Source organism: Bradyrhizobium sp. MI1.3 (assembly GCF_055811695.1).
The window spans coordinates 1-23,789 of the sequence record NZ_JBVVPQ010000093.1; the positions used below are offsets into that span (position 1 = coordinate 1).

The following is a 23,789-nucleotide window of genomic DNA, read 5'->3' on the forward strand; positions in this document are numbered from 1 at the left end:
AAGACTGGTGGCCAACACTTGGGCGCCACAACTTGATCCTGTGGTAATGGGTCCTGGCTTTCGCCAGGACGACGCCGGGAGTGCGGAACGCTTGTGCCGCTCCCTACTGTTTCAACGTCTCCAGAAACCGCACCGGCTCACCTTGCGAGGCCGTCACGAGCTCGCCCTGCCACATCACGCGGCGGCCGCGGATGAAGGTGCCGACGGGCCAGCCGGTGACGCGCAACCCGTCATAGGGGGTCCAGCCGGCCTTGGAGGCCACCCATTTGTTGGTGATGGTCTCGCTGCGCTTGAGATCGACGACGGTGAAGTCGGCGTCGTAGCCGGCGGCGATGCGGCCCTTGCAGGCCATATTGTAGAGGCGCGCGGGGCCGGCGCTGGTGAGATCGACGAAACGCGCCAGCGACAACCGACCCGCATTGACATGATCGAGCATGAGCGGCACCAGCGTCTGCACGCCGGTCATGCCGGAGGGCGAGGCCGGATAGATCTTCTGCTTCTCTTCGAGCGTATGCGGGGCATGATCGGAGCCGAGCACGTCGATGATGCCCTGCTCGATGCCGCGCCAGATCCCGGCGCGATGATCGGCGCCGCGCACCGGCGGATTCATCTGCGCCAGCGTGCCGAGCCGCTCGTAGCATTCGGGCGCCACCAGCGTGAGATGATGCGGCGTCGCCTCGCAGGAGGCGACGTCCTTGTGGTCGCGCAAAAATTCGATCTCTTCCTTGGTCGAGATATGCAGCACGTGGATGCGCTTGCCCGTCTCGTGCGCGAGCTTCACCAGGCGCTGCGTCGCCATCAGCGCCGCGGTCTCGTCGCGCCACACCGGGTGCGAGCGCGTGTCGCCCTCGATACGCAGCGACTTGCGGTCGTTGAGGCGGTACTCGTCCTCGGCGTGGAACGCCGCGCGGCGGCGGATCACCTGGAAGATGCGGCGCAGGCTTTCGTCATCCTCCACCAAGAGCGCGCCGGTCGAGGAGCCGATGAACACCTTGACCCCGGCGCAGCCCGGCGCGCGCTCCAGCACCGGCAGGTCCTGCACGTTCTCGCGCGTGCCGCCGATGAAGAAGGCGAAATCGCAATGCATGCGGTGATGGGCGCGCTTCACCTTGTCGGTGAAGGCGGCTTCCGTCACCGTGAGCGGTGACGTATTCGGCATCTCGAACACGGCGGTGACGCCGCCCATCACGGCGCTGCGCGAACCGGTCTCGAGGTCTTCCTTCTGCTCCAGCCCGGGCTCGCGGAAGTGCACCTGCGTGTCCATCACGCCGGGCAGGATGTGCAGGCCCTTGCAGTCGATCACCTCCGCGGCGGAAGCCTGCGACAGGGTGCCGATCTCGGCAATGCGGCCGTTGACGACGCCGATATCGCGGGCTCCCTCGCCGTCCTGGTTGACGACAGTGCCGCCCTTGAGGATCACGTCGAAACGCTGGGTCATGGCTGAAGGCCTCTCTCGTCCCCAAGCGCAGGGCTTGAGGTCTTGTCGTTTTTGCCTTGCGGGCTTACGTTCCGGAGCAACATGTCGCAAGAGATTTTCGTATGAAATCAGCGTTTCTTCCGGACCGGGGCGTGATCAAGGTCGCGGGCGAGGATGCGCGCAACTTCCTCAATGGCCTCGTCACGACCGATGTCGACAAGCTGAAGCCGGGCCTCGGCCGATTCGGCGCGCTGCTGACGCCGCAGGGCAAGATCATCGTAGATTTCCTGATCACGGAAGCGCCTGCCGGCCATGGCGGCGGGTTCCTGATCGATTGCCCGAAGCCGCTTGCCGACGGCCTCGCCACCAAGCTGAAATTCTACAAGCTGCGCGCCAAGGTCACGGTGGAAAACCTGTCCGACGATCTCGGCGTGCTCGCGGCCTGGGACGGCAAGCCTGCGGCCCAGCCCGACCTCGCCTTCGCCGATCCGCGCAATGAAGACCTCGGCACCCGCATCCTGATCCCCGAAGATCTCAAACATAAGCTGTCCGATCTGATCGGCGCCGAGCTCGTCGACGCCGCCGCCTACGAGGCCCACCGCATCGCGCTCGGCGTGCCGCGCGGCGGGCTCGATTTCACGTACAGCGATGCGTTCCCGCACGAGACCAACATGGACCGTTTGGCCGGTGTCGATTTCGACAAGGGCTGCTATGTCGGCCAGGAGGTCGTCTCGCGCATGCAGCATCGCGGCACCGCCCGCACCCGCAGCGTCAAGGTACTGCTCGAGGACTCCTCGCCTGAGCCCGGCGTCAGCATTCTCGCCGGCGACAAGCCGGTCGGCACGATGGGCTCGTCGGCGCAGGGCAAGGGTATCGCGCTGGTGCGCATCGACCGCGTCGCCGATGCGCTCGACGCAGGAGAGGCGCTGACTGCCGGTGGCCTCGCTGTGAGGCTAGCGGAACCTGAAATCGTCCGCATTCCGACGAAGCAACCCATCGCATGAGCCGTGCTCCACGCTTGCATCCCGACGGAAAGACGCGTTGCCCCTGGCCCGGCGAGGATCCGCTCTACGTCGCCTATCACGACACCGAATGGGGCGTGCCGGAATATGACGACCGCGCGCTCTATGAGAAGCTGATCCTCGACGGTTTCCAGGCCGGCCTGTCCTGGATCACGATCCTGCGCAAGCGCGACAATTTCCGCAAAGCCTTCGACGATTTCCAGCCGGAAAAGATCGCACGCTACAACGAGAAGAAAGTTCACGCGCTGATGAACGATGCCGGCATCGTGCGTAACAAGGCCAAGATCGACGGCACAATATCAAGCGCGAAATCCTATCTCGACATCATGGAGAAGGGCCCCGGCTTCTCGAAATTCCTGTGGGACTTCATGGACGGAAGGCCCAAGGTCAATCATTTCAAGACCACCGCGAGCGTACCGGCCTCGACGCCGCTCTCCACGCAAATCTCCAAGGAGCTGTCCTCGCGCGGCTTCAAATTCGTCGGCCCGACCATCGTCTATGCCTTCATGGAGGCGACCGGCATGGTCAACGATCATCTCGTCGACTGCCATTGTCACGCGAGCTGCGGCAAGACGCAGCGCAAGCCGCGCCTCAAGTCCAAATGACGGCCAGGAAGTCGTCACCCGATGTGGCGTCTCGTGCCTGGCAGCGCATGCTGTCGGGCCGGCGGCTCGATTTGCTCGATCCCTCCCCGCTCGATATCGAGATCGCCGACGTCGCGCATGGGCTGGCGCGTGTCGCCCGCTGGAACGGCCAGACCATCGGCGCACACATCTTCTCGGTCGCGCAGCATACGCTGCTGGTCGAAACCGTGATTCGGCACGAGAACCCGCGCGTGGATCTGCGCGTGCGGCTTGCCGCGCTGCTGCACGATGCGCCCGAATACGTGATCGGCGATATGATATCGCCGTTCAAGGCCGTGCTCGACGGTCATTACAAGGCAGTCGAAAAACGCCTACTCGGCGCCATCCACATCCGCTTTGGCCTGCCGCCGGTGCTGCCGGAGGAGATCACGTTGGCGATCAAGGCCGCCGATCGCGGCGCGGCCTATCTGGAGGCGACGACGCTCGCCGGCTTCAGCGAAAGCGAGTCCAGGCGCCTGTTCGGCCGCGATCCGGGCCTGCCCGACAGCGTCCGGCGCGACTATCTCACCCCCTGGACGGCTGCCCGGGCCGAGAAGCAGTTTCTGGAGCGGTTTGGCGCCGTGTTTGCGTGAACCCTATCCCTTCGTAGGGTGGGCAAAGCGAAGCGTGCCCACCAAACTGGTGGAGATGCGCAGTTGCGAAATGGTGGGCACGGTGCGATGCGCCTTTGCCCACCCTACGGGCGCTCGCTATACTCGCCGCCAAAAAGGTCCGCCATGATCCACGTCTGTTCCCTCGCCGCCCTTCCCGAAACCGTCCGCCTCACCAAGGCCAGCCACGTGCTGACCGTGATGGCCAATGTCGAGCAGGTGGCGCGGCCGGTGTCGGTGCTGCCGGCCAACCATCTCAAGGTATCGATGGACGACATCACCGAGGAGATGGACGGCTTCGTCGCGCCATCGGAAACGCATATCGAGCAGGTGCTGAACTTCGTGCGCAGCTGGGACCGCGACGCGCCGCTGGTGGTGCATTGCTATGCCGGCATCAGCCGCTCCACCGCGAGCGCCTTCGCCGCCGTGTGCGCACTCAATCCGGATCGCGACGAGACCGAGATCGCAAAGAAGATTAGAGCGGCTTCCCCGATCGCCTCGCCGAACCGCCGCATCGTCAGCCTTGCCGACCGTGCGCTGGGACGCAACGGCCGCATGCTGCGCGCACTCGACGAGATGGGCCCGGGCGCGATGATGGTCGAGGGCCGCCCGTTCGTGATCGAGCTCGAATGACAGTTGCGCACCACAGCAGAGGTGTGCTCCCTCTCCCGCTTGCGGGAGAGGGGTGGGGAGAGGGTATCTCCGCATCGGGACAGTCCCCTAGAGGAGAAAGCCCTCACCCGGCGCTTCGCGCCGACCTCTCCCGCAAGCGGGAGAGGTTACAGCGAGCCCGCGGCGAGACCGGCTCAAACAATTGGCATACCTATCTCATCACTCACGCGATCGCCATCGCATGAGCGAAAAGCTGCTGACGCCGATCGAGATCGGCCTGACTGCCGCGATCGTCGCGATCGAGAATCATGAGCCGCTGATCCTCACCGCGCGCGACAGTGACGGACTGGCCGGCCTGCCGTTCGGCCCGTTCGATGCGCCGAGCCACCGCACTTTCGAGATCGGCCTGCGGGCCTGGGTCGAGGAACAGACGGGCCTGCGGCTCGGCTATGTCGAACAGCTCTACACGTTCGGCGATCGCGGCCGGCATGCCGAAGCCGGCGACATCGGCGCGCACATGGTGTCGATCGGCTATCTCGCACTGACGCGCGCCATCGGCGGCGAACTCGCAGCCACGAGTGCGAGCTTCGCGCCGTGGTATCGCTTCCTGCCGTGGGAAGACTGGCGCGAGGGGCCGCCCGCGATCATCGCGGACGACATCATCCCGGCATTGACCGAGTGGGCCGAAGAGGAGACGCCGGAGACGACGCGCGCACTGCCGCGCAAGGATCGCGTGCGGTTCTATTTCGGTCTCGACGGCGCGTCCTGGGACGAGGAGCGCGTGCTCGACCGCTACGAGCTCCTGTACGAGGCCGGGCTGGTCGAGGAAGCACGGCGCGACGGTCGCCCTGCGGCATTAGCGCGCAAGGCACTGCCCGCGCTCGGCACATCCATGCGCTTCGACCACCGCCGGATTCTTGCGACAGCGATCGCGCGACTGCGTGCAAAACTGAAGTATCGTCCTGTGGTCTTTGAACTTTTGCCCGCCGAGTTCACACTCACCGAATTGCAGTATACGGTGGAGGCGATCTCCGGCCGACACCTGCACAAACAAAATTTCCGCCGCCTGGTCGAAATGGAAGCCCTGGTCGAACCGACCGGGGTGATGTCGACACAGACGGGCGGACGTCCGGCGGCGCTCTACCGCTTCCGTCGCGACGTGCTCCAGGAGCGGCCCGCGCCGGGCTTGCGCGTACGCTCCCGGCGCTAACCCGAGATATGCGCGATCGGCCCCTGCCCGCCGATTGCCTGGAGGCTTTATGTCTGACGGCCCGTTCGACGTCTTCGCGCTGATCATTGCGGTCATCGCTTTCATCATCGCGATCAAGGCCTCCAGCCAGGCGGCTGAGCTGCGACGACGGCTGAGCTCGCTCGAAGCGACGTTCCACGCGCAACGGCCCGTGCAGCCGCCGCGGATCCCGGCAGATGTGTGGGCTGAAGCGTCCGCGACGACTTCTGCAGCGCCGCCGCCGCTTGTGCCCCAAGCCGAACCGGGAGCCGAGGCGCCGCCCCCGCCCGTCACGGAGGATGTTTCACCGCCTCCGCTCGAAGCGAGCACCGAGGCCGACGCGCCGCCGCCGCGGCCCGCACCCGCGCCCGCGCCCGGCTTCGAGGAACGGCTCGGCACGCGCTGGGTGGTGTGGATCGGCGGCCTTGCGCTCGCGCTCGGCGGCTTCTTCATGGTGCGCTATTCGATCGAGGCCGGCCTCGTCGGCCCCGGTGTGCGCGTGTTCCTTGGCGGCGTGTTCGCGCTGGCGCTGCTTGGCGCCGGCGAATGGTCACGCCGCAAGGAGAGCATCTCCAACATCGCCGCGCTGCCGATCGCCAACATTCCCGCGATCCTCACCGCGGCCGGCACGGCGGTGGCATTTGCGACCATCTACGCGGCTTACGCGCTCTATGGATTCCTCGTCCCCGCGACCGCCTTCGTGCTGCTCGGCCTCGTCGCGCTCGGCACGCTGGCTGCAGCGCTTTTGCACGGGCCCGCGCTCGCGGGCCTCGGCGTAGTCGGCGCGTTCGTGACGCCGATCCTCGTCTCGAGCGACAAGCCGAACTATTGGGCACTCTACATCTATCTCGCCATCGTCACCGCCGCGAGCTTCGGCCTCGCCCGTATCCGGTTGTGGCGCTGGCTTGCGGTCACCACGATCGCCTTCGCCGTGCTCTGGATCTTTCCGGGGCTCGATACCAGCGACTTGCAGGTCGCGCCGCACGCTTTGCATGTGATCGCAGGCTTCGTTCTTGCCGCTCTTCTCGTCGTCTGCGGCTTCATGTTCGGCCCGACGATCGAGGACGGTGAAATCGAGCCGGTCTCGTCGGGCTCGCTCGGTGCCTATCTGTTCGGCGCGATGCTGATCGTGCTGTCGAGCGCGCATGCGGACCTGGCGCTGATCGCCTTCACGCTGCTCGTCGGCGCGACGCTGCTTGTCGCCTGGCGCGCGCCGGCGGCCACCGGCGCGCTCGGCGCGGCCGCCGCGACCGTCTTCATCGTGTTCGCCGAATGGGCGGTGCGCGCCAATCCCGACATGCTGGTGCTGCCGGGCGGCCCCATCGCCGGCATCGCACCGACGGCGATCGACAGCGCGGTGACGCTGCATCTGGTGATGGCGGCGATCTTCGCCGCCGGCTTCGGCATCGCGGGATTCCTCGCGCAGGGCCGTTCGAACTCGGCGATCATTCCGGTGGTGTGGTCGGTCGCGGGTGTCGCGACGCCGATCGCGATCCTGGTCGCGCTCTACGCACGCATCGCGCACCTCGACCGCTCGATCCCGTTCGCCATTCTCGCGGTGCTGCTCGCCGCCGCCTTCGGCGCTGCCACCGAAGCGCTTGCGCGCCGCGAGACCCGGCCGGGCGCCATGATCTCCACGGCCTTGTTCGCGACCGGCACGCTCGGTGCGCTGGCGCTGGCGCTGACATTTGCATTGGAGAAGGGCTGGCTCACGATCGCACTCGCGCTGATGTCGCTCGGCACCGCCTGGATCTCGATGCAGCGGCCGATCCCGTTCCTGCGCTGGCTGGCCGCGATCTTCGCAGGCCTGGTCACCGCTCGGATCGGCTATGATCCACGCATCGTCGGCGACGCCGTCGGAACCACGCCGATCTTCAACTGGCTGTTGTGGGGCTACGGCGTGCCGGCGGCATCGTTCTGGGCGGCGAGCCTGTTCCTGCGCCGCCGCGGCGACGACGCCCCGTTGCGCATGATCGAGAGCGCCGCGATCCTGTTCACCGCGCTGCTCGCCTTCATGGAGATCCGGCACTTTGCGACCGGCGGCGACGTGACGTCGGCACCGTCGCTGCTCGAATGCGCGCTGCAGGTCAGCGTCATGCTCGCCATGGCGATCGGGCTGGAGCGTCTGCGGCAGCGCAGCCGCAGCATCGTGCACAATGTCGGCGCGGTCGTGCTCACGGCGATCGCCGGGCTCGTGGGCGTGTTCGGCCTCTTGATCCTGGAGAACCCGCTGCTGTGGCGCACCGACGTCGGCGGCGCCGTGTTCAACCTGCTGCTGCTCGGCTACGCGCTGCCAGCGGTGCTGATGCTGCTGCTGTCCTATGCCGTGGCCGGCGAACGCGGCAAGGCCTACGCCAACACGATTGCGGGCGGCGCGCTGCTGTTCGCGCTGACCTATGTCACGCTGGAGATCCGCCGCTTCTATCACGGCCCGATCCTCTCCTCCGGGGAGACGACGGGCGCCGAGCAATATACCTATTCGATCGGCTGGCTCGGCTTCGGCGTGGTGCTGCTCGGCGTCGGCATTCTCGTCAATTCGGAGCGGGCGCGGCTGGCGTCGGCCGTCGTGATCGCGTTGACGATCCTGAAGGCCTTCGTCATCGACATGTCGACGCTGACGGGCGTCTACCGCGCGCTGTCCTTCATGTGCCTCGGCATCGTGCTGGTCGCGATCGGCTGGCTCTACCAGCGCATCCTGTTCCGGCGGCAGGTCGCACCGCCGCCGGCTCCGCAGACGAGCATTTGAGGATCAGGCCGCGCGAACCGATTCCAGGAATTGCGCGACCTCGACCTTGAGACGGGTGCTGTCGGTCGCGAGCGATTTTGCCGCCGACAGCACCTCGTTCGAGGCCTCGCCGGTCTCGAACGCACCCCGCTGCACATCGGTGATGTTCGACGAGACCTCCTGCGTGCCGACCGAGGCCTGCTGGACGTTACGCGAGATTTCCTGCGTGGCCGCGCCCTGTTCTTCGACTGCGGCAGCGATGGCCGCAGCCACTTCGGACAGCCGCTCGATGGTGCCGCCGATCTCCTGGATGGCACTGACCGATTCCTGCGTCGCCGCCTGGATACCTGAGACCTGCGCCCCGATCTCACCGGTGGCTTTCGCAGTCTGCTCCGCCAGCGCCTTGACCTCGGAGGCGACGACCGCGAATCCGCGGCCCGCTTCACCGGCACGCGCGGCCTCGATGGTCGCGTTCAGCGCCAACAGATTGGTCTGGCCCGCGATGGTATTGATGAGTTCGACGACGTCGCCGATGCGGGACGCCGCCTGCGACAGCGCGTTGACGCGGTCGTTGGTCCGCGCCGCCTGCTCGACGGCCTCCGCCGCCATCCGCGCCGAATCCTGCACGCGGCGGCTGATCTCGGTGATGGAGGACGACAGCTCCTCCGAAGCGGATGCCACCGCCTGGACGTTGGTCGAGGCTTCCTCGGAGGCGGCTGCGACGACGGTCGCGAGTTCCTGTCCGCGCTGCGCGGTGTTGGTCAGCGTCGAGGCGGAGGCCTCGAGCTCGGTGGAAGCCGAGGACACGGTCCCGACGACTTCGCCGATCATGGCTTCGAACTTGCGGGTGATGGCGTCGACACGGCGGCCGCGTTCGATCTTGGCTTCGGCGTCGCGCGCAGCGGCCTCGTCGGCAGCCTTCTTGGCGATCAGCGCCTCCTTGAAGATCTGCAGCGCATCCGCCATCGAGCCGATCTCGGTCCGCTCGCCGCGATGCGGCACCTCGGCCGAAAGGTCGCCCTCGCCGAGCGACTGCATCGGGCGGATGATCGAGGCAATGCCACGGGAAACGTCGCGCACGAGATAATAGGCGGCGCCGATCGCGATCACGACCGAGAGCACGATGATGCCGACCAGCACGCGGAAGATCATGGCATAGCTGTCGGCGGCCTGCTTGGTCTCCAGCTCGGCGCCGCGATTGTTCATCTCGATGCCCTTCTGAAGCAGCGGGTCGGCGGCCTGGGCCATCTTCGCGACCTTGGTCTGCAACAGCTCGTTAGCGTCGGCCGGGAAACGGCTGACGCCCTTGCGCGACAACGCCATCACGTCCTGCACGCCGTTCAGATACTCGGCCCACGCCGTGCTCCATTGCCCATAGAGCGAGCGCTCCTCGGCGGAGGTGATCAGCGGCTCGTAGACCTTGCGGGTCTGGTCGATGCGCGCGCGCAGCGAGGCCAAGCGCTTCTCGGCGGCGTCCTTGCCCTCGACGCTGTCCTGCATCAGATGCAGACGGAGCGCCACGCGCAGCTCGTTGATGTCGGCGCGAAGCGAGCCAAGCGCGCGCACGCTGGGCAGCCAGCTCTCCGCAATCTCGACCGTATGGGAATTGATGTTCTGCATGGTGCCGATCGCCGTCACGCCGACACCGGCGAGCGAAAGAACGAGGACCGACAGCACGGCCAGAAGCTTGAAGACGATCGACAATTTCGACATCACGACAAATCCCGATGTTACCTGACAACGCGCAAATCATTTGCGCCGTGATCGCCACGACGGTGGCGAGACGGATGTCAGTTCAACAATGCTGGCTGGTTCTTATCCCGTGAGATTGCACACATAGTCGCAAGCAGGCGTTAACAGGGACCTACGTAAAATTACGGGACACTTCCGACAGTCGCTATTTCTCATGCAACCATTTGTTGCAGCTCGCAGCCACCTCATGCTGCCACGCGCAGCGTGTCCGCTTGCGCCGCAACATGCGACCAACGCGGCAGCGGCTGTCACGCCACCCGTACCGATTCCAGGAAGCGCGCGACCTCGCTCTTCAGCCGGTTGCTCTCCTGCGAAAGGGATTGCGCAGCCGAATGCACCTGCGCCGAGGCAGCCCCGGTTTCGCCTGCGCCGCGCTGGACGTGGCCGATATTCGCTGAGACTTCGGAGGTGCCATTCGCGGCGTGCTGGATGTTGCGGGAGATCTCCTGCGTGGCGGCGCCCTGCTCCTCGACCGCGGCCGCGATGGTCGACGAGATCTCCGACATCCGCGCGATGGTGTCGCCGATCTCCTTGATCGCCCCGGCTGAGTCTTGCGTTGCGGTCTGGATCGCACCGATGTGCTGGCTGATCTCGCCGGTCGCTTTCGCAGTCTGCTCGGCGAGCGCCTTGACTTCAGTCGCGACCACGGCAAAACCCTTGCCGGCCTCGCCCGCTCGCGCCGCTTCGATCGTCGCGTTGAGCGCCAGCAGATTGGTCTGGCTGGCGATGGTGTTGATCAGCTCGACCACGTCGCCAATGCGGGAAGCGGCCTTGGTCAGCTCGGCGACGCGCGCATTGGTGCGCTGGGCCTGCTCGACGGCGACATCGGCGACACGCGCCGATTCCTGCACCTGACGGCTGATCTCGGAGATCGAGGAGGTCATTTCCTCGCTCGCTGAAGACACCGACTGCACGTTCGCGGAGGCCTCTTCGGAGGCGGCCGCCACGACGGTGGCAAGCCCGTTGCCGCGCTCGGCGGCCTGCGTCAGCGTGTTCGAAGACGCCTCGAGCTCGGTTGCAGCCGATGAAACAGTATCGATGATCTCGCCGACCGCGCCTTCGAAATTATCGGCGAGCCGGTGCATGTCGGCCTTACGCTGCTGGCGCCCGCGCGCCTCGGCATCGATCTGCTCGACGCGCAGCCGCTCGGCCTCCACCATGTTGGTCCTGAACACCTCGACGGCACCGGCCATCTCGCCGATCTCGTCCCTGCGCCCGATGCCGGGAACGGAAATCGAAAGCTCGCCGCGCGCAAGCCGCGTCATCGCACCGACCATGCCGGCAAGCGACTTCGAGATCGAACGCCCCAGAAGGAAGCCGACTGCGGCGAGCACTACGACGGTGACGCCGAAGGCGACCATCATCCATATGCGCACGGCATCGCGGGTCGCGGCTTCCCCAAATTCGGCCTGCTTGTACAGGCCTTCAACTGTATTGCGTACCTCGACCATACCCGGCTCGAGCTCGCGGAAGGTCTTCATCATGCTGGCGTCAAGGGCGGCGCTCTGCCGTGCAGTGTCGGCCCACGCCGCGAACTCGGACTGGTATTTCTGCAGCTTGGCCGTGATGTCGTTCATCACCGCCGTAGGGACCGCGACAACCTCTATCGCCTTGGAGAATTCAACTGCGGCCTTCTTCATCTCGGCGATGTATTTTGGGTCGCGCCGCAGCATGAAATCCTTCTCATGCCGGCGCATCATCAGCATCCAGCTCGTGGACCTGGGATCGTCGATCTCCTTGAGCTTGGCCTCAATGTCGTGCACGGCGGCGCGGAGCGAGCCGGAGAGGCCCAGCGTCTCGTTCAGGCCGAGCCGGGTCTCCGCGGCCACCAATGCGCCGAAGTCCGACGCGTATCGCTTGAAGCCGTCATGCGCCTGCTTCATCCGGTCGGACAGCGCGCCCATGCCGCCGGCCGCAACCAGCCGCTCGATCTCCTCGAAGTCGCGGTTGATCGGGCCGATCAATTCGGCATGGGCCTTGGCGTAGCTTTCGTTGCGGCGCTGCTGGAAGTTCTTCTCGTCCCGGCGAGCCTCCAGCATCTCGATCGAGAGCTGCTTGTCGATGTCGGCGATCGCACGAGCCCGGTTGGCAATCTCGCGAGAGGCGTCCTGGGAGAGACTGCCGATCTCGTAGATCGCGCCGAAGGCGACGAGGCCCAACAATCCGAACAGTCCGATCGCCATGACCTTGTGGGCGAGGCGAATGGAAGGGCCGCTCATGAGTGTGCTCCAATACGTCGATACGCAATACGTGAGGGCGACTCAGCGCCCGGAATATTGCGGGGATCATGACTGCATCGGTTTTCCGGAAAGTTAACCCTGCGCGGTCTTCGTCGCGGCGCCGCAATATGCACGCGCGCAAACGCCGCGCTTCTACGCGCGGCGGTTGCAGTTCTCTCAGAGATATGCGCCCGTCAGGCCGCGCGCACGGTGTCGAGGAATTTTCCGACCTCGAGCTTGAGGCGGTTGCTGTCGCCCGACAGCGACTGCGCGGCTGCCAGCACCTGCGACGATGCCGAGCCGGTTTCGCCCGCGCCGCGCTGCACGTCGGTGATGTTGGACGAGACCCGATGGGTGCCTTCCGCCGCCTGCTGCACGTTGCGGGAGATCTCCTGCGTCGCCGCGCCCTGCTCCTCGACGGCCGCAGCGATCGTGGACGATATCTCGGACAGCTTTTCAATGGTGTTGCTGATGGCGCTGATGGCGGCGACCGAGTCCTGCGTCGCGGCCTGAATGCCGGAAATCTGCTGGCCGATTTCGCCGGTCGCCTTTGCGGTCTGCTCCGCGAGCGCCTTCACTTCGGAAGCCACCACGGCAAAGCCACGACCGGCTTCGCCCGCGCGTGCCGCCTCGATGGTGGCATTGAGCGCCAGCAGATTGGTCTGGCCGGCGATGGTGTTGATCAGCTCGACCACGTCGCCAATGCGAGCCGCCGCCTTGGACAATTCGCCGACACGGTCCGTTGTGGTGCGGGCCTGGGTCACCGCCTCGCTCGCGACCCGCGCCGATTCCTGCACCTGGCGGCTGATCTCGGTGATCGAGGACGACAGCTCTTCGGTCGCAGACGCCACCGATTGCACGTTGGTCGAGGCTTCCTCCGAGGCTGCTGCAACCACGGTCGTGAGCTGTTGCGTGCGCTCGGCGGTCGAGGTCAGCGTCGTGGCCGACGCTTCGAGTTCGGTCGAGGCCGACGACACCGTGCCGACAATCTCGCCGACGGCGCCTTCGAAACTGTCGGCAAGCCTGCGCATCTCGGCCTTGCGCTGCTCGACCGCCATCTGGTCCTGCCGCATCTTGGCTTCCGCTTCCTCGCGCGCCTTCTGCTCGGATACGGTCTTGAATTTTTCGACGGCACCGGCAACGCCGCCGACCTCGTCCTTGCGGCCGAGGCCCGGCAGCACCACAGCGAAGTCGCCGCCCGCGAGCTTCTCCATCGCGACAGTCAGGGCGCGCATCGGACGGGCAATGCTGAAGATCGAGAAGACGCACGCGCCGATCAGGACCAGCGCGACCAGCACGCCTGCGACGAATGACGTCCGCGCAACGGACGCAGCCTCTGTTTCCGCCGCCGTGCGCGCCTCTGCACTCTTATGCTTGGCGAAGTTCGTGATCTCGTCGGCCAGTTCCGATATTTCCGCGTTGGTCGGCATCAGCATCTCCTTGCGGATGCGGATGATTTCAGCGGTCAGCTTTGCCAATTGCGTCGCCGCTTCGCCGTCCTTCCTCGACTCGAGCGCGAGCTCCTGCTTACGGATCGCCTCGATCTGCTGCTCGCCTTTCTGGAAATTGCCAATCAACACGGTCAGGCGGTCGATACGTTTGTGGTTCTCCGGCGATTGCGAGAGCCCTGCCATTTCACCGGAAAACTTAAGGGCAGCCGTCTGGCGGTCGTTGAAATAGCTGGCGGCCTTCTGCAACTCGGCAGGCGAGGACGAGGTCAGGATGTCGCGAATGCCGATCTGCATGCCCCGCACCGACGCCTTCGCTTCTGCGGCGTTTTGCGCGATCGCCTGCTGTCCCGATGCGCTATTGTTGAGCTTCTGGACCTCGGCACTTCCGCTCATCTGGAGGAGGATCATCAGCGCAACGAGCGCGAGGGTCAGCGCCGAGGTGATGGCGAGTTTGGTGGCAATTCGCAGATTCTGAATGAACATCATCGAAAACATCCCCGGGATACGCATTGTCGCGGCGAAGCGCGCGAACAGCCTTGGAGGCTAGTCTGCGAGCTTTCCATTAACGTTAAGCGCGAGGCGATGCCGCTTGAGTAAAAATACTGAATATGTCGCTCAATTGCCGGATTATCGCAACCATCCCGCGCAATCGGAACACGCCTCGCGAATTTGCCGCGTCACGTGCGTTAACGTCAATCCCAGTGCGCGGGCGCGTCGTCGCTCAGCAGACGAACCCGATCTCGCGTTCCGCTTGCGCTGCGCGATGCCGCGTCACGCTGCGCGCACGGTATCGAGGAAGTTGCCGACTTCGAGCTTGAGACGGTTGCTGTCGCCAGAGAGCGACTGGGCCGCCGCCAGCACCTGCGACGACGCCGAGCCGGTCTCGCTCGCCCCGCGCTGCACGTCGGTGATGTTGGCCGAGACCTGATGGGTGCCTTCCGCCGCCTGCTGCACGTTGCGGGAGATTTCCTGTGTCGCCGCGCCCTGCTCTTCCACGGCCGCCGCGATCGTGGAGGAAATCTCCGAGAGCTTCTCGATAGTGCCGCTGATGTCCTTGATTGCGCCGACCGAATGCTCGGTCGCGGTCTGGATGCTGGCGATCTGCTGCCCGATCTCACCGGTGGCCTTCGCGGTCTGTTCGGCGAGTGCCTTGACCTCGGAGGCGACAACCGCAAAGCCGCGACCCGCTTCGCCGGCGCGCGCGGCCTCGATGGTCGCGTTGAGCGCCAGGAGATTGGTCTGACCTGCGATCGTGCTGATCAGCTCGACCACGGCGCCGATCCGCGTCGCCGCCTTGGACAATTCGCCGACACGCTCGGTGGTGACACGCGCCTGGCCGACAGCTTCGTGGGCCACGCGGGCCGATTCCTGCACCTGCCTGCTGATCTCGGTGATAGAGGACGACAGCTCCTCGGTCGCCGACGCCACCGCCTGTACGTTGGCGGACGCCTCCTCGGAGGCCGCAGCAACCATGGTCGTGAGCTGCTGCCCACGCTCCGCAGTCGATGTGAGCGTCGACGCCGAGGCTTCCAGCTCGGTCGCTGCCGAGGACACGGTGTCGACGATCTCCCCGATCGCGGCTTCGAAGCCGTCGGCCAGCTTCCGCATTTCCACCTTGCGCTGCTCGGCTGCCCGCTTCTCGGCCGCAGCGTGATCGCCGCGCATGCGTTCGACTTCGAGGCCGTTTTGCTTGAAGACTTCAACGGTCCGTGCCATCTCGCCGACCTCGTCACCTCGGCGGGTGCCTGGTACGACCGTCGTGAAGTCGCCATTGGCGAGCCCACCCATCGCAACCGAAATGGCTGAAAGCGGCTTGAGGATCCGGCCAAAGGTGATCCAGAAACTGAGGCCAGCGAGCATCACCGAGGCGCAGAGCAACACGACCGTGAAAGCGAAATTACGAGTGCTGACTTCTGCCTGCATCGTGGCTTCGCGGTCAGCGGCCGCGCCAATGGCTTCACCGAGCTTCAGCACCGCATTGATGCCGGCAGTGGCCCGCGTGAAGTACTCGGGTCCCGTGATCTTGTAGTCCCCGGCTTCGCCACCGGCGAGCACAAGCGCCCGCGTTTCACCGTAGAGTCCAAAATAGGACTTCTCGACCTCCGTCATCGCCTCGCCGATCTGCAGGGCGAGGTCCGAGCGCAGCCGCACCGGCAATACGGTGTCCCATGCGAGCTCGACCTTGGCCCGCAGCGCCGAAAGGCGCTCATAGCCCTCCATCCCGAGCTTCGCACGCGCACCGACGACACCGGCCAGCAGGGCCCGCTCCCTTCCGGCATTCTCGGCCATCTGAGCTGTCAGATGTCGCAAGCCGATGAGCTGCGCCAGCCTTGCCACGGGCGGGCTGGTGAGAGTTTCGAGCGTCAGCCGCAAGCGGTTGCTCGCGACGTCGATCACCTCCGTAATCGTTGGCGCGAAGCCATCGACGAGGTCAGGTTCGCGTTCGACGCGCGGGCGCGACATTCCCACGTCGGCCTTCTCACGCAAGAGACGCAGCGCCTCGAATTTCGTCGCTGCGTCCGCAATCTGTCTTTGCCCCGCCGCCATTTCGGGAATCGCGCTGATATCGAGGATGGCTTGCCGAAAGGCCTCGTCGGCCGTCGCGCGCGCCTTTGCGATTTCGGCACGGCGCTCGGGGCTGACGACATCAGGAGACTTCAGCACGGCGTTGGTCAGCCCGCGTTCAATCGCCCAATGTCCTGCGCTGCGCAGCAGCAGCTGGGCAACTGCATTGACCTTCAGGAATGCCCCGGACTCTCGTCTCTTGAGGATGGCCTCATAGGCGATGAATCCGGCCGAGGCCAACCCCAGCAAGACCAGGGCAGAGATGATGATCGGCAAGATCGTGCCGATCCGAACATGTCCGAGCCGACTCCACGCGCTGGCGGCCTGAGTTCGGGCCTGATGATGTGCAGGGCTCAACATGGTACGTTTTCCCCGAAGGAAACACGCAGCCAAGTCCTTGCCGGCTGCATGGACGTTGATCGCCCTTGCCGGAGAATCTAGTCCTCGTGTTTTCGCATTCTGGTTAACGGGAGGGTTCGGAGAAATACTGAGATTTCAGCCCAAATAGTTGAAATCGAAGAGGTAATTTCGCGAGCAGGTTGTAAATTTCAGCTTGAGGTCGCCGCCGTTTGTTTTTGCAGCCGACGTTCGCCGAAGGCCTGCGCGAGACGTTCGCGGCGACGATCGGATGCAAAAACGCCCGCCTAAGGAGGCAGGGCGTCTTCCGAGCTGTCCGGAACGAGGTTCTTAGGCGGCGCGCACGGTGTCGAGGAATTTGCCGACCTCGAGCTTGAGGCGGTTGCTGTCGCCGGACAGCGACTGTGCCGCTGCCAGCACCTGCGAGGATGCCGATCCAGTTTCGCCCGCGCCGCGCTGCACGTCGGTGATGTTGGACGAGACCTGATGGGTGCCTTCCGCCGCCTGCTGCACGTTGCGCGAGATCTCCTGCGTCGCCGCGCCCTGCTCCTCGACGGCCGCAGCGATCGTAGACGATATCTCGGACAGCTTTTCGATGGTGTTGCTGATGGCGCTGATGGCGGCGACCGAGTCCTGCGTCGCCGCCTGGATGCCCGAAATCTGCTGGCCGATTTCGCCGGTCGCCTTTGCGGTCTGCTCGGCCAGCGCCTTCACTTCGGAAGCCACCACGGCAAAGCCGCGGCCGGCCTCGCCCGCGCGCGCGGCCTCGATGGTGGCATTGAGCGCCAGCAGATTGGTCTGGCCGGCGATGGTGTTGATCAGCTCGACCACGTCGCCAATGCGAGCCGCCGCCTTGGACAATTCGCCGACACGGTCCGTTGTGGTGCGGGCCTGGGTAACCGCCTCGCTCGCGACCCGCGCCGATTCCTGCACCTGTCGGCTGATCTCGGTGATCGAGGACGACAGCTCCTCCGTGGCCGACGCCACCGACTGCACGTTGGTCGACGCCTCCTCCGAGGCCGCAGCAACCACTATCGTCAGTTCCTGTGCCCGCTCCGCCGTCGAGGTCAGCGTCGAGGCCGACGCTTCGAGCTCCGTCGCGGCCGAGGAGACGGTGTCGACAATCTCCCCGACGGCAGCTTCGAAGCCGTTCGCGAGCTTGTGCATCTCTGCCTTGCGTTGCGCGGCTGCGACCTGGTCCTGCCTGATCTTGGCCTCGGCATCCTCGCGCGCCTTTTGCTCGGATACGATCTTCAATTTCTCGACGGCACCGGCAACGCCGCCGACCTCGTCCTTGCGGCCGAGCCCCGGCAGCACCACGGAGAAGTCACCACCAGCGAGCTTGTCCATGGCAACCGTGAGCGCGCGGATCGGCCGCGCGATGGTCAGGAAGGACATCAGCCATGAACCCACGAGGACGAGCACGGCGCACGCACCGACCACCATGCCGAGACGCTCGCTCGCGGCCATCTCCTGGGTCGCGGCAGCGATTTCTTCCTCGCCTTTGTGCTTGGCGAAATCGGCGATCTCGCTGGTCAAATTATCCAGTTGCGTCGCAAGCGGCAGCGTCACCTCACGGATCTGGCGCGCGCCTTCCTCGGAAATCTTGGCCGCGCGCGCGGGGTCCGTGGCCGCAACGGCAATGGCCTCGCTGCGAAAAGAGGCGTTCTGCTGTGCGCCCTTCAGGTAATCGGCGGACGTAGACCTGAGCTTCTCCATCCGCGCGCGATTTTCCGGGGAGTGCGTCAATCTGAGCATGGAATCGATGACGCCGTTCAGCGCTTTCGACCGCTCCAGCAGAGTCTCGCTCGCCTTTTGCAAGTCACCCTGATTGTTGGCGAGACGCATGTCGCGTACAGCGAGCTGCATGCCACGTATTCCAAGCTTGGCTTCGGTGGCCTCGCGCACCAATTCCTGCTGCGCAATTGCTGCTTGGTTGGAATGACGCACGGTGTTGTTGCCGATGACCTGGCTCGCGATCATGGCGCCGACGAGAATAACGCCGAACACCGAAGCGAGCGCGAGCTTGGTACCAATTTGTAGATTCTGGATGAGTCTCGACATGAGGGCGTTTCCCGGGATGCGCGGCCAAGTCATTGTCGGCCGCCCTCGGCGTTGATCGCCCTTGCCTAAGAACTGAGCTTCAGGTGTGGTGATCCGGTTAACGGCCACCCCCGGACAAATACCGGCTTCGCCGGGAAATCCCTTGAAAAATGGCACGGTCCGCGCGCTTAACAAGTTAACCACACGCGGCGGTAAGATGCCCGATTTCTAGCCAGTGCGACCAAGGGCTTTCTGGCTCTCGCCGATCAGGCTGATCCGGAACACCGGCTCCTTGTTCTCGTCGAGCAGCTCCATGCGCCATTCGGCGTCCTGTTTCAGGCCGCGTGAGATGCCGCCGAGCAAATTGGCACAGACTTCGGTCATCTCGGTCCAGGCCGCGGCGCGGTCCTCGAACTCATATGGCTGGTCGGCAGCACCGGAATAGCGGCCCGTGCTGATACGGAAGAAGTACAGCGACATCGTTGAACCCTTTTATCGGGCCGCGCCCCCCGGCCGTACGCAAACTGGGGCGCGAACAGCTACCAACGCATGAAAGCCGCCGTCCGTATGACTACGGCGCGGCGGCTTCGTGTTTGATGGCAGCTCTCAACGACAAAGTGCGCGGACTGTCCTGCGCAGCCAACTCACTGGGTCGAGCGGCGCAGCTCCAGCGGGGCGTCGTCCCTGGCGGGCTCCGATTTAACTTGCGGCTTCACCGGCTCGAGCCGGCTGCTCTCGACGCGTGGGGTCTCGACACGCGCGGCGACTTCGGTGTTGGTCGCGCCGACCGAACCCGTGTGTTCCGAGGTGCGCAGCGAGCGCGGCCGCGCGACGGCGCGCGCCATCAGCATCTGGTTGCCGCCTTGGTGATGGAAGTCGCAATAGGCGAAGCCCATCCCCGACACCGAGCCGCGGAAACTGCGATCGTCGGTCTTTTCAAGGTTGAAACAGGGCTCGAACGGAATGCCCTTGATCGAGGCGCAGACGTTCTGGCCGCGGATCTGAAGCGTGTTGCCGGGCAGACGGAGATGTTTCACCGGACCTGCACCCGAGAACTGCACAGCGCCGGCGGCGCCGAGGTCGTCCATGATGCGGCCAGCCCCGCGGGTGCCGTCAAAGCAGGTGAAAGCAAACACCTTCCCGGCGACGAAGCGGCGCGCCTCATCGGCGTTCATGCTTCCAGCAATGGCCGGCGCAAACGTCGCTACCGCCGTGACCGCCCCCAACACAATACGCGCAAGCATGCTCAACTCCGAACCAACCCCGCAGCGGGCTATGCCTTATCTCTTTACCCGCTGCTTACCATACTAACCATGGCGACATTGAAGCAGCATGGTTGGTAAAGTCTGAACGCCGTTAGAGAATTTTTACAACGGTGCGACCGCGGACCTGGCCGGCCAGGATTTTCGCGCCCCACTCCGGAACTTCGGAAAGCGGAATTTCGTGAGTAATTTCAGCTAGTTTTGTCCGATCCAGATCGGACGCCAGGCGCTGCCAGGCGGCTTTCCGCGGCTCGATCGGGCACATCACGGAATCGATGCCGAGAAGGCACACCCCGCGCAAAATGAAGGGCGCGACGGAAGACGGCAGGTCCATGCCGGCCGCCAAGCCGCAGGCCGCGATCGCGCCGCCATACTTTGTCATCGACAGGAGATTTGCGAGCGTGGTCGAGCCGACGCTGTCGACGCCACCCGCCCAGCGCTCCTTGGCGATGGGCTTGGCGGCCGCTGACAATTCGTTGCGGTCGATCACCTCAGTCGCGCCGATCTCTTTCAGATAGCCGGCTTCGGAGGCACGGCCGGTGGACGCGATGACGTGATAGCCGAGCTTCGAGAGCACGGCGGTCGCAACCGAGCCGACGCCGCCCGCCGCGCCCGTCACCACGACCGGACCGCTGTTCGGCGACACTCCGTGCTTCTCCAGCGCCAGCACGGACAGCATCGCGGTGAAGCCGGCGGTGCCGATCGCCATGGCGTCGCGCGCCGACAGGCCCTGCGGAAGAGCGACCAGCCAGTCGCCTTTCACCCGCGCCTTCTCGGCATAGGCGCCGAGATGGGTCTCCCCCATGCCCCAGCCGGTGCAGACGACTTTATCGCCCGCCTTCCATTGCGGATGCGAGGACTGCTCGACGGTGCCGGCGAAATCGATGCCGGCAATCATCGGAAAGCGGCGCACCACCGGCGCCTTGCCGGTGAGCGCAAGGCCGTCCTTGTAGTTCAATGTCGACCATTCCACGCGGACGGTGACGTCGCCCTCCATCAGCTCGGCTTCGTCGAACTGCGTGAGCTGCGCGGTGGTGCCCTTGTCCGCCTTGTCGATCCGGATCGCCTTGAACGTCGCCACAGCAAAACTCCCTGACTTGTTTCAGGGGATGTTTAGCCGATCAGGCAGGCTGCGCAACCGCCCGCTGGACCGGTTTTTCCACGATCGGAAGATTGATCAGCGCCGAGAGCACGCCGAACAGGATCGAGAGCCACCAGATCGGCGTGTAGGAACCGAACCGCTCGAACACAATGCCGCCGAGCCAGACGCCGAGGAAGCCGCCGACCTGATGGCTGACGAAGGCGAAGCCATAGAGGGTGGCGAACCAGCGCGTGCCGAACATGATCGCGACCAGCGCCGAGGTCGGCGGCACGGTCGACAGCCAGGTCAGGCCGGAGACCGCGCCGAACGCAATCGCCGAGAATGGCGTGATCGGGAACGAGATGAAGGCAAACGTCGCAAGCGCGCGGGTGAAATAGATGCTCGAGAGGATGTAGCGCTTGGGAAGTGAGTTCTGGAGATAGCCGACGCTCAGCGATCCCATGATGTTGAACAGGCCGATCGCGGCGATCACCCAGCCGCCGACTTGCGTGGAGATGCCGTTATCGACCAGGAAGGCCGGCAGATGCACCGTGATGAAGGCAAGCTGGAAGCCGCAGGTGAAGAAGCCGAGCACAAGCAGCACGTAGGAGCGATGGCCGAAGGCTTCCGCGAGCGCTTTGGTGAAAGTCTGCTGGTCCGCGGGCGCCGCGTTTGCCGTGCTTGCGACCGGCGGCGTCGAGAGCGCCAGCGCCAGCGGGATGATCAGCAGCATCAGGAAGCCGAACACGGTGAGCGCCTGCTGCCAGCCGAAATTGTCGATCAGGGCCACACCGATCGGCGCGAACAGGAACTGCCCGAACGATCCCGCCGCAGTGCCGGCGCCAAGCGCAAGGCCGCGCTTCTCGGCCGGCAAGAGCTTGGTAAATGCCGAGAGCACCAGATTGAACGAGCAGCCGGCGAGACCGAAGCCAACCATGACGCCAGCGCCGATGTTGAGCGACAGCGGCGTCGAGGAATAGCGCATCAGGAGCAAGCCGCCGGCATAGAGCAGAGCGCCGACGCACATTACCCGGAACAGGCCGAAGCGATCGGCGATCGCGCCGGCGACGGGCTGGCCCAGTCCCCACAGCAAATTCTGAAACGCGATCGCGAGGCCGAACACGTCGCGGCCCCAGGCATATTCATGGCTCATCGGCTGTACGAAGAAACCGAGCGCCGAGCGCGGGCCGAAGCCGAGCATCCCGATCGCGCAGCCGCAGAGAATGATGATCGCCGGCGTACGCCAGGAGGAGGAACGGGAGACCGAACCGAGCTCGCCCATCTGTGTCGACATGCTGTTCCTCGTGCGTCGTCGCGGATTCGCAAATGGCAGCCGCGAGCCAGCTCGTTTAATGCATCTGCATGAAAACCCCAAGTCAAAAACGATTGCATTCCGCGAAGAGCTGGCGCGGGAGCATTGCATTTCCTCGCGACCTTAGCCGACGCGCCGGGCGCCGGACTTGACGGAAATGTGTGCGGCAAGATCTGGCGGCCCGCCGCGCGCCGTGTTATCTTCGATTTACTCAAATTGAGCATATCGAAGGTCCACCGGCCCCCTCGGCCGGATTTCTCAGGCCACAAATATACTCATATTGAGTACAACTGACATACTCGGGAGGCTTCGATGCCGCTAACTGGAATTTACGGCCCCGACGACTTTGCCAACCGGCCGCAGGGCCACGTCATCGCGCCGGCACGGCCGGGGCAGGCGCGAACCGGACCTCCGCTGCCGATGCCTTCACTGGAATGGACGCCGGAGGTCGAGCGAGCCACCGCACCGCTTTACGAGCGCGTGAAACAGGTGATCCCGCCGATCGAATGGCCGCTGATGGCCCCGACGATCAAGGCGATCAACGAACTGAAGCAGGCGCGCGGCGCGGTGATTCTCGCGCATAATTACCAGGCGCCGGAGATCTTCCACTGCGTCGCCGACATCGGCGGTGATTCGCTCCAGCTCGCGGTCGAAGCCACCAGGGTGAAGGCCGGCATCATCGTCCAGTGCGGCGTGCACTTCATGGCGGAGACGTCGAAACTGCTCAATCCGGACAAGACGGTGCTGATCCCTGATACGCGCGCGGGCTGCTCGCTCGCCGCCAGCATCACTGGTGCCGACGTCCGCCTGCTCCGCGAAAAATTTCCCGGCGTGCCTGTCGTCGCCTATGTCAACACCTCCGCGGAGGTGAAGGCCGAGGTCGATATCTGCTGCACCTCGTCGAACGCGGTTCAGGTGGTCGAGAGCCTCGGCGCGCCCAGCGTGATCTTCCTGCCTGACCGCTATCTCGCCACTTACGTGGCCTCGAAGACCGACGTGAAGATCATTGCCTGGAAGGGCGCCTGCGAGGTGCACGAGCGTTTCACCGGCGCCGAGCTGCGCAGCTACCGCGAGGCCGATCCCTCCGTTCAGATCATCGCCCATCCCGAATGCCCGCCGGACGTGCTGGCCGAGGCCGACTTCACGGGCTCGACCGCGCACATGATCAACTGGGTGCGCGAGCGGCGGCCGCGGCGGCTGGTGATGATCACGGAATGCTCGATGGCCGACAATGTGCGCGCCGAGCTGCCCGATGTGGAGATGCTGCGTCCCTGCAACATCTGCCCGCACATGAAGCGCATCACGCTCGCCAACATTCTGGAGAGCCTGCTGACGCTTCGCGACGAGGTCACGATCGATCCCACGCTTGCGGACCGCGCAAGGCGCTCGGTCGAGCGGATGATCAATCTGAAGAACTAGCAACACACACAGCGGTGGGGGGGGGGGGGGGGGGGGGGGGGGGGGGGGGGGGGGGGGGGGGGGGGGGGGGGGGGGGGGGGGGGGGGGGGG

Annotated in this window: 17 protein-coding genes; 7 read left to right on the top strand and 10 right to left on the bottom strand. The window is 65.1% G+C overall.

The features are described from left to right. Positions 1–103: 103 nt before the first annotated feature. A complete protein-coding gene (locus AC0L3A_RS36090; protein ID WP_007594902.1) occupies positions 104–1,438 on the bottom strand; it encodes a dihydroorotase in 1,335 nt (444 codons plus the stop codon). 101 nt (positions 1,439–1,539) lie between these two features. On the opposite strand from AC0L3A_RS36090, the gene ygfZ reads away from it, so the two are divergent. The 6 genes from ygfZ to AC0L3A_RS36120 all read left to right on the top strand — a co-directional run bounded on the left by ygfZ (position 1,540) and on the right by AC0L3A_RS36120 (position 8,259). Beyond that, positions 1,540–2,421 carry a CAF17-like 4Fe-4S cluster assembly/insertion protein YgfZ gene (ygfZ, locus tag AC0L3A_RS36095; RefSeq protein ID WP_473256166.1) on the top strand — a complete coding sequence of 294 codons (882 nt, stop codon included), beginning with the start codon at positions 1,540–1,542 and terminating at the stop codon, positions 2,419–2,421. Next, entirely contained in the window at positions 2,418–3,044 is a 627-nt protein-coding gene (locus AC0L3A_RS36100) for a DNA-3-methyladenine glycosylase I (protein ID WP_007594906.1), read from the top strand. The genes ygfZ and AC0L3A_RS36100 overlap by 4 nt, the downstream gene beginning before the upstream one ends. Then, on the top strand, positions 3,041–3,655 hold the full coding sequence (locus AC0L3A_RS36105) for a YfbR-like 5'-deoxynucleotidase (RefSeq protein WP_007594908.1): 615 nt from the start codon (positions 3,041–3,043) through the stop codon (positions 3,653–3,655). Before AC0L3A_RS36100 ends, AC0L3A_RS36105 begins: the two co-directional genes overlap by 4 nt. Before the next feature lie 144 nt (positions 3,656–3,799). Further along, the gene (locus AC0L3A_RS36110) at positions 3,800–4,306 is read left to right on the top strand and encodes a tyrosine phosphatase family protein (RefSeq protein WP_007594910.1); all 507 of its coding nucleotides are present in this window, start codon (positions 3,800–3,802) and stop codon (positions 4,304–4,306) included. A gap of 220 nt (positions 4,307–4,526) precedes the next feature. Next, positions 4,527–5,495, top strand: coding sequence for an NUDIX hydrolase (locus AC0L3A_RS36115; RefSeq protein WP_007594925.1), 969 nt, complete (start codon positions 4,527–4,529; stop codon positions 5,493–5,495). 49 nt (positions 5,496–5,544) lie between these two features. Further along, positions 5,545–8,259 carry a DUF2339 domain-containing protein gene (locus AC0L3A_RS36120; protein ID WP_219678680.1) on the top strand — a complete coding sequence of 905 codons (2,715 nt, stop codon included), beginning with the start codon at positions 5,545–5,547 and terminating at the stop codon, positions 8,257–8,259. A 3-nt stretch (positions 8,260–8,262) separates the two neighbouring features. Here AC0L3A_RS36120 and AC0L3A_RS36125 read toward each other — a convergent pair whose 3' ends face one another. From AC0L3A_RS36125 to AC0L3A_RS36165, 9 genes are all read right to left on the bottom strand, one after another. Continuing rightward, positions 8,263–9,951 carry a methyl-accepting chemotaxis protein gene (locus AC0L3A_RS36125; protein ID WP_473256167.1) on the bottom strand — a complete coding sequence of 563 codons (1,689 nt, stop codon included), beginning with the start codon at positions 9,949–9,951 and terminating at the stop codon, positions 8,263–8,265. Positions 9,952–10,238: 287 nt separating this feature from the next. Continuing rightward, entirely contained in the window at positions 10,239–12,209 is a 1,971-nt protein-coding gene (locus tag AC0L3A_RS36130) for a methyl-accepting chemotaxis protein (protein ID WP_219678684.1), read from the bottom strand. 194 nt (positions 12,210–12,403) lie between these two features. After that, the gene (locus tag AC0L3A_RS36135) at positions 12,404–14,146 is read right to left on the bottom strand and encodes a methyl-accepting chemotaxis protein (protein WP_473256168.1); all 1,743 of its coding nucleotides are present in this window, start codon (positions 14,144–14,146) and stop codon (positions 12,404–12,406) included. A gap of 285 nt (positions 14,147–14,431) precedes the next feature. After that, entirely contained in the window at positions 14,432–16,585 is a 2,154-nt protein-coding gene (locus AC0L3A_RS36140) for a methyl-accepting chemotaxis protein (RefSeq protein ID WP_246649621.1), read from the bottom strand. Between the two features lie 327 nt (positions 16,586–16,912). Next, positions 16,913–18,646, bottom strand: a complete 1,734-nt coding sequence (locus AC0L3A_RS36145) for a methyl-accepting chemotaxis protein (protein WP_473256169.1) — start codon at positions 18,644–18,646, stop codon at positions 16,913–16,915. Positions 18,647–18,853: 207 nt separating this feature from the next. Next, positions 18,854–19,105: a DUF6894 family protein gene (locus AC0L3A_RS36150; RefSeq protein WP_007594936.1), complete on the bottom strand. Its 252-nt coding sequence runs from the start codon at positions 19,103–19,105 to the stop codon at positions 18,854–18,856. A gap of 164 nt (positions 19,106–19,269) precedes the next feature. Next, positions 19,270–19,869, bottom strand: a complete 600-nt coding sequence (locus AC0L3A_RS36155) for a hypothetical protein (protein ID WP_007594937.1) — start codon at positions 19,867–19,869, stop codon at positions 19,270–19,272. A 112-nt stretch (positions 19,870–19,981) separates the two neighbouring features. Next, the gene (gene acuI / locus AC0L3A_RS36160; protein ID WP_007594938.1) at positions 19,982–20,968 is read right to left on the bottom strand and encodes an acrylyl-CoA reductase (NADPH); all 987 of its coding nucleotides are present in this window, start codon (positions 20,966–20,968) and stop codon (positions 19,982–19,984) included. 40 nt (positions 20,969–21,008) lie between these two features. Next, the gene (locus AC0L3A_RS36165; RefSeq protein ID WP_473256170.1) at positions 21,009–22,262 is read right to left on the bottom strand and encodes an MFS transporter; all 1,254 of its coding nucleotides are present in this window, start codon (positions 22,260–22,262) and stop codon (positions 21,009–21,011) included. A gap of 330 nt (positions 22,263–22,592) precedes the next feature. Here AC0L3A_RS36165 and nadA point away from each other — a divergent pair, with 330 nt between their 5' ends. Then, positions 22,593–23,699 (top strand): quinolinate synthase NadA, encoded by a 1,107-nt coding sequence (nadA, locus tag AC0L3A_RS36170; protein ID WP_007594940.1) that lies wholly within the window; start codon positions 22,593–22,595, stop codon positions 23,697–23,699. Positions 23,700–23,789: the final 90 nt, after the last annotated feature.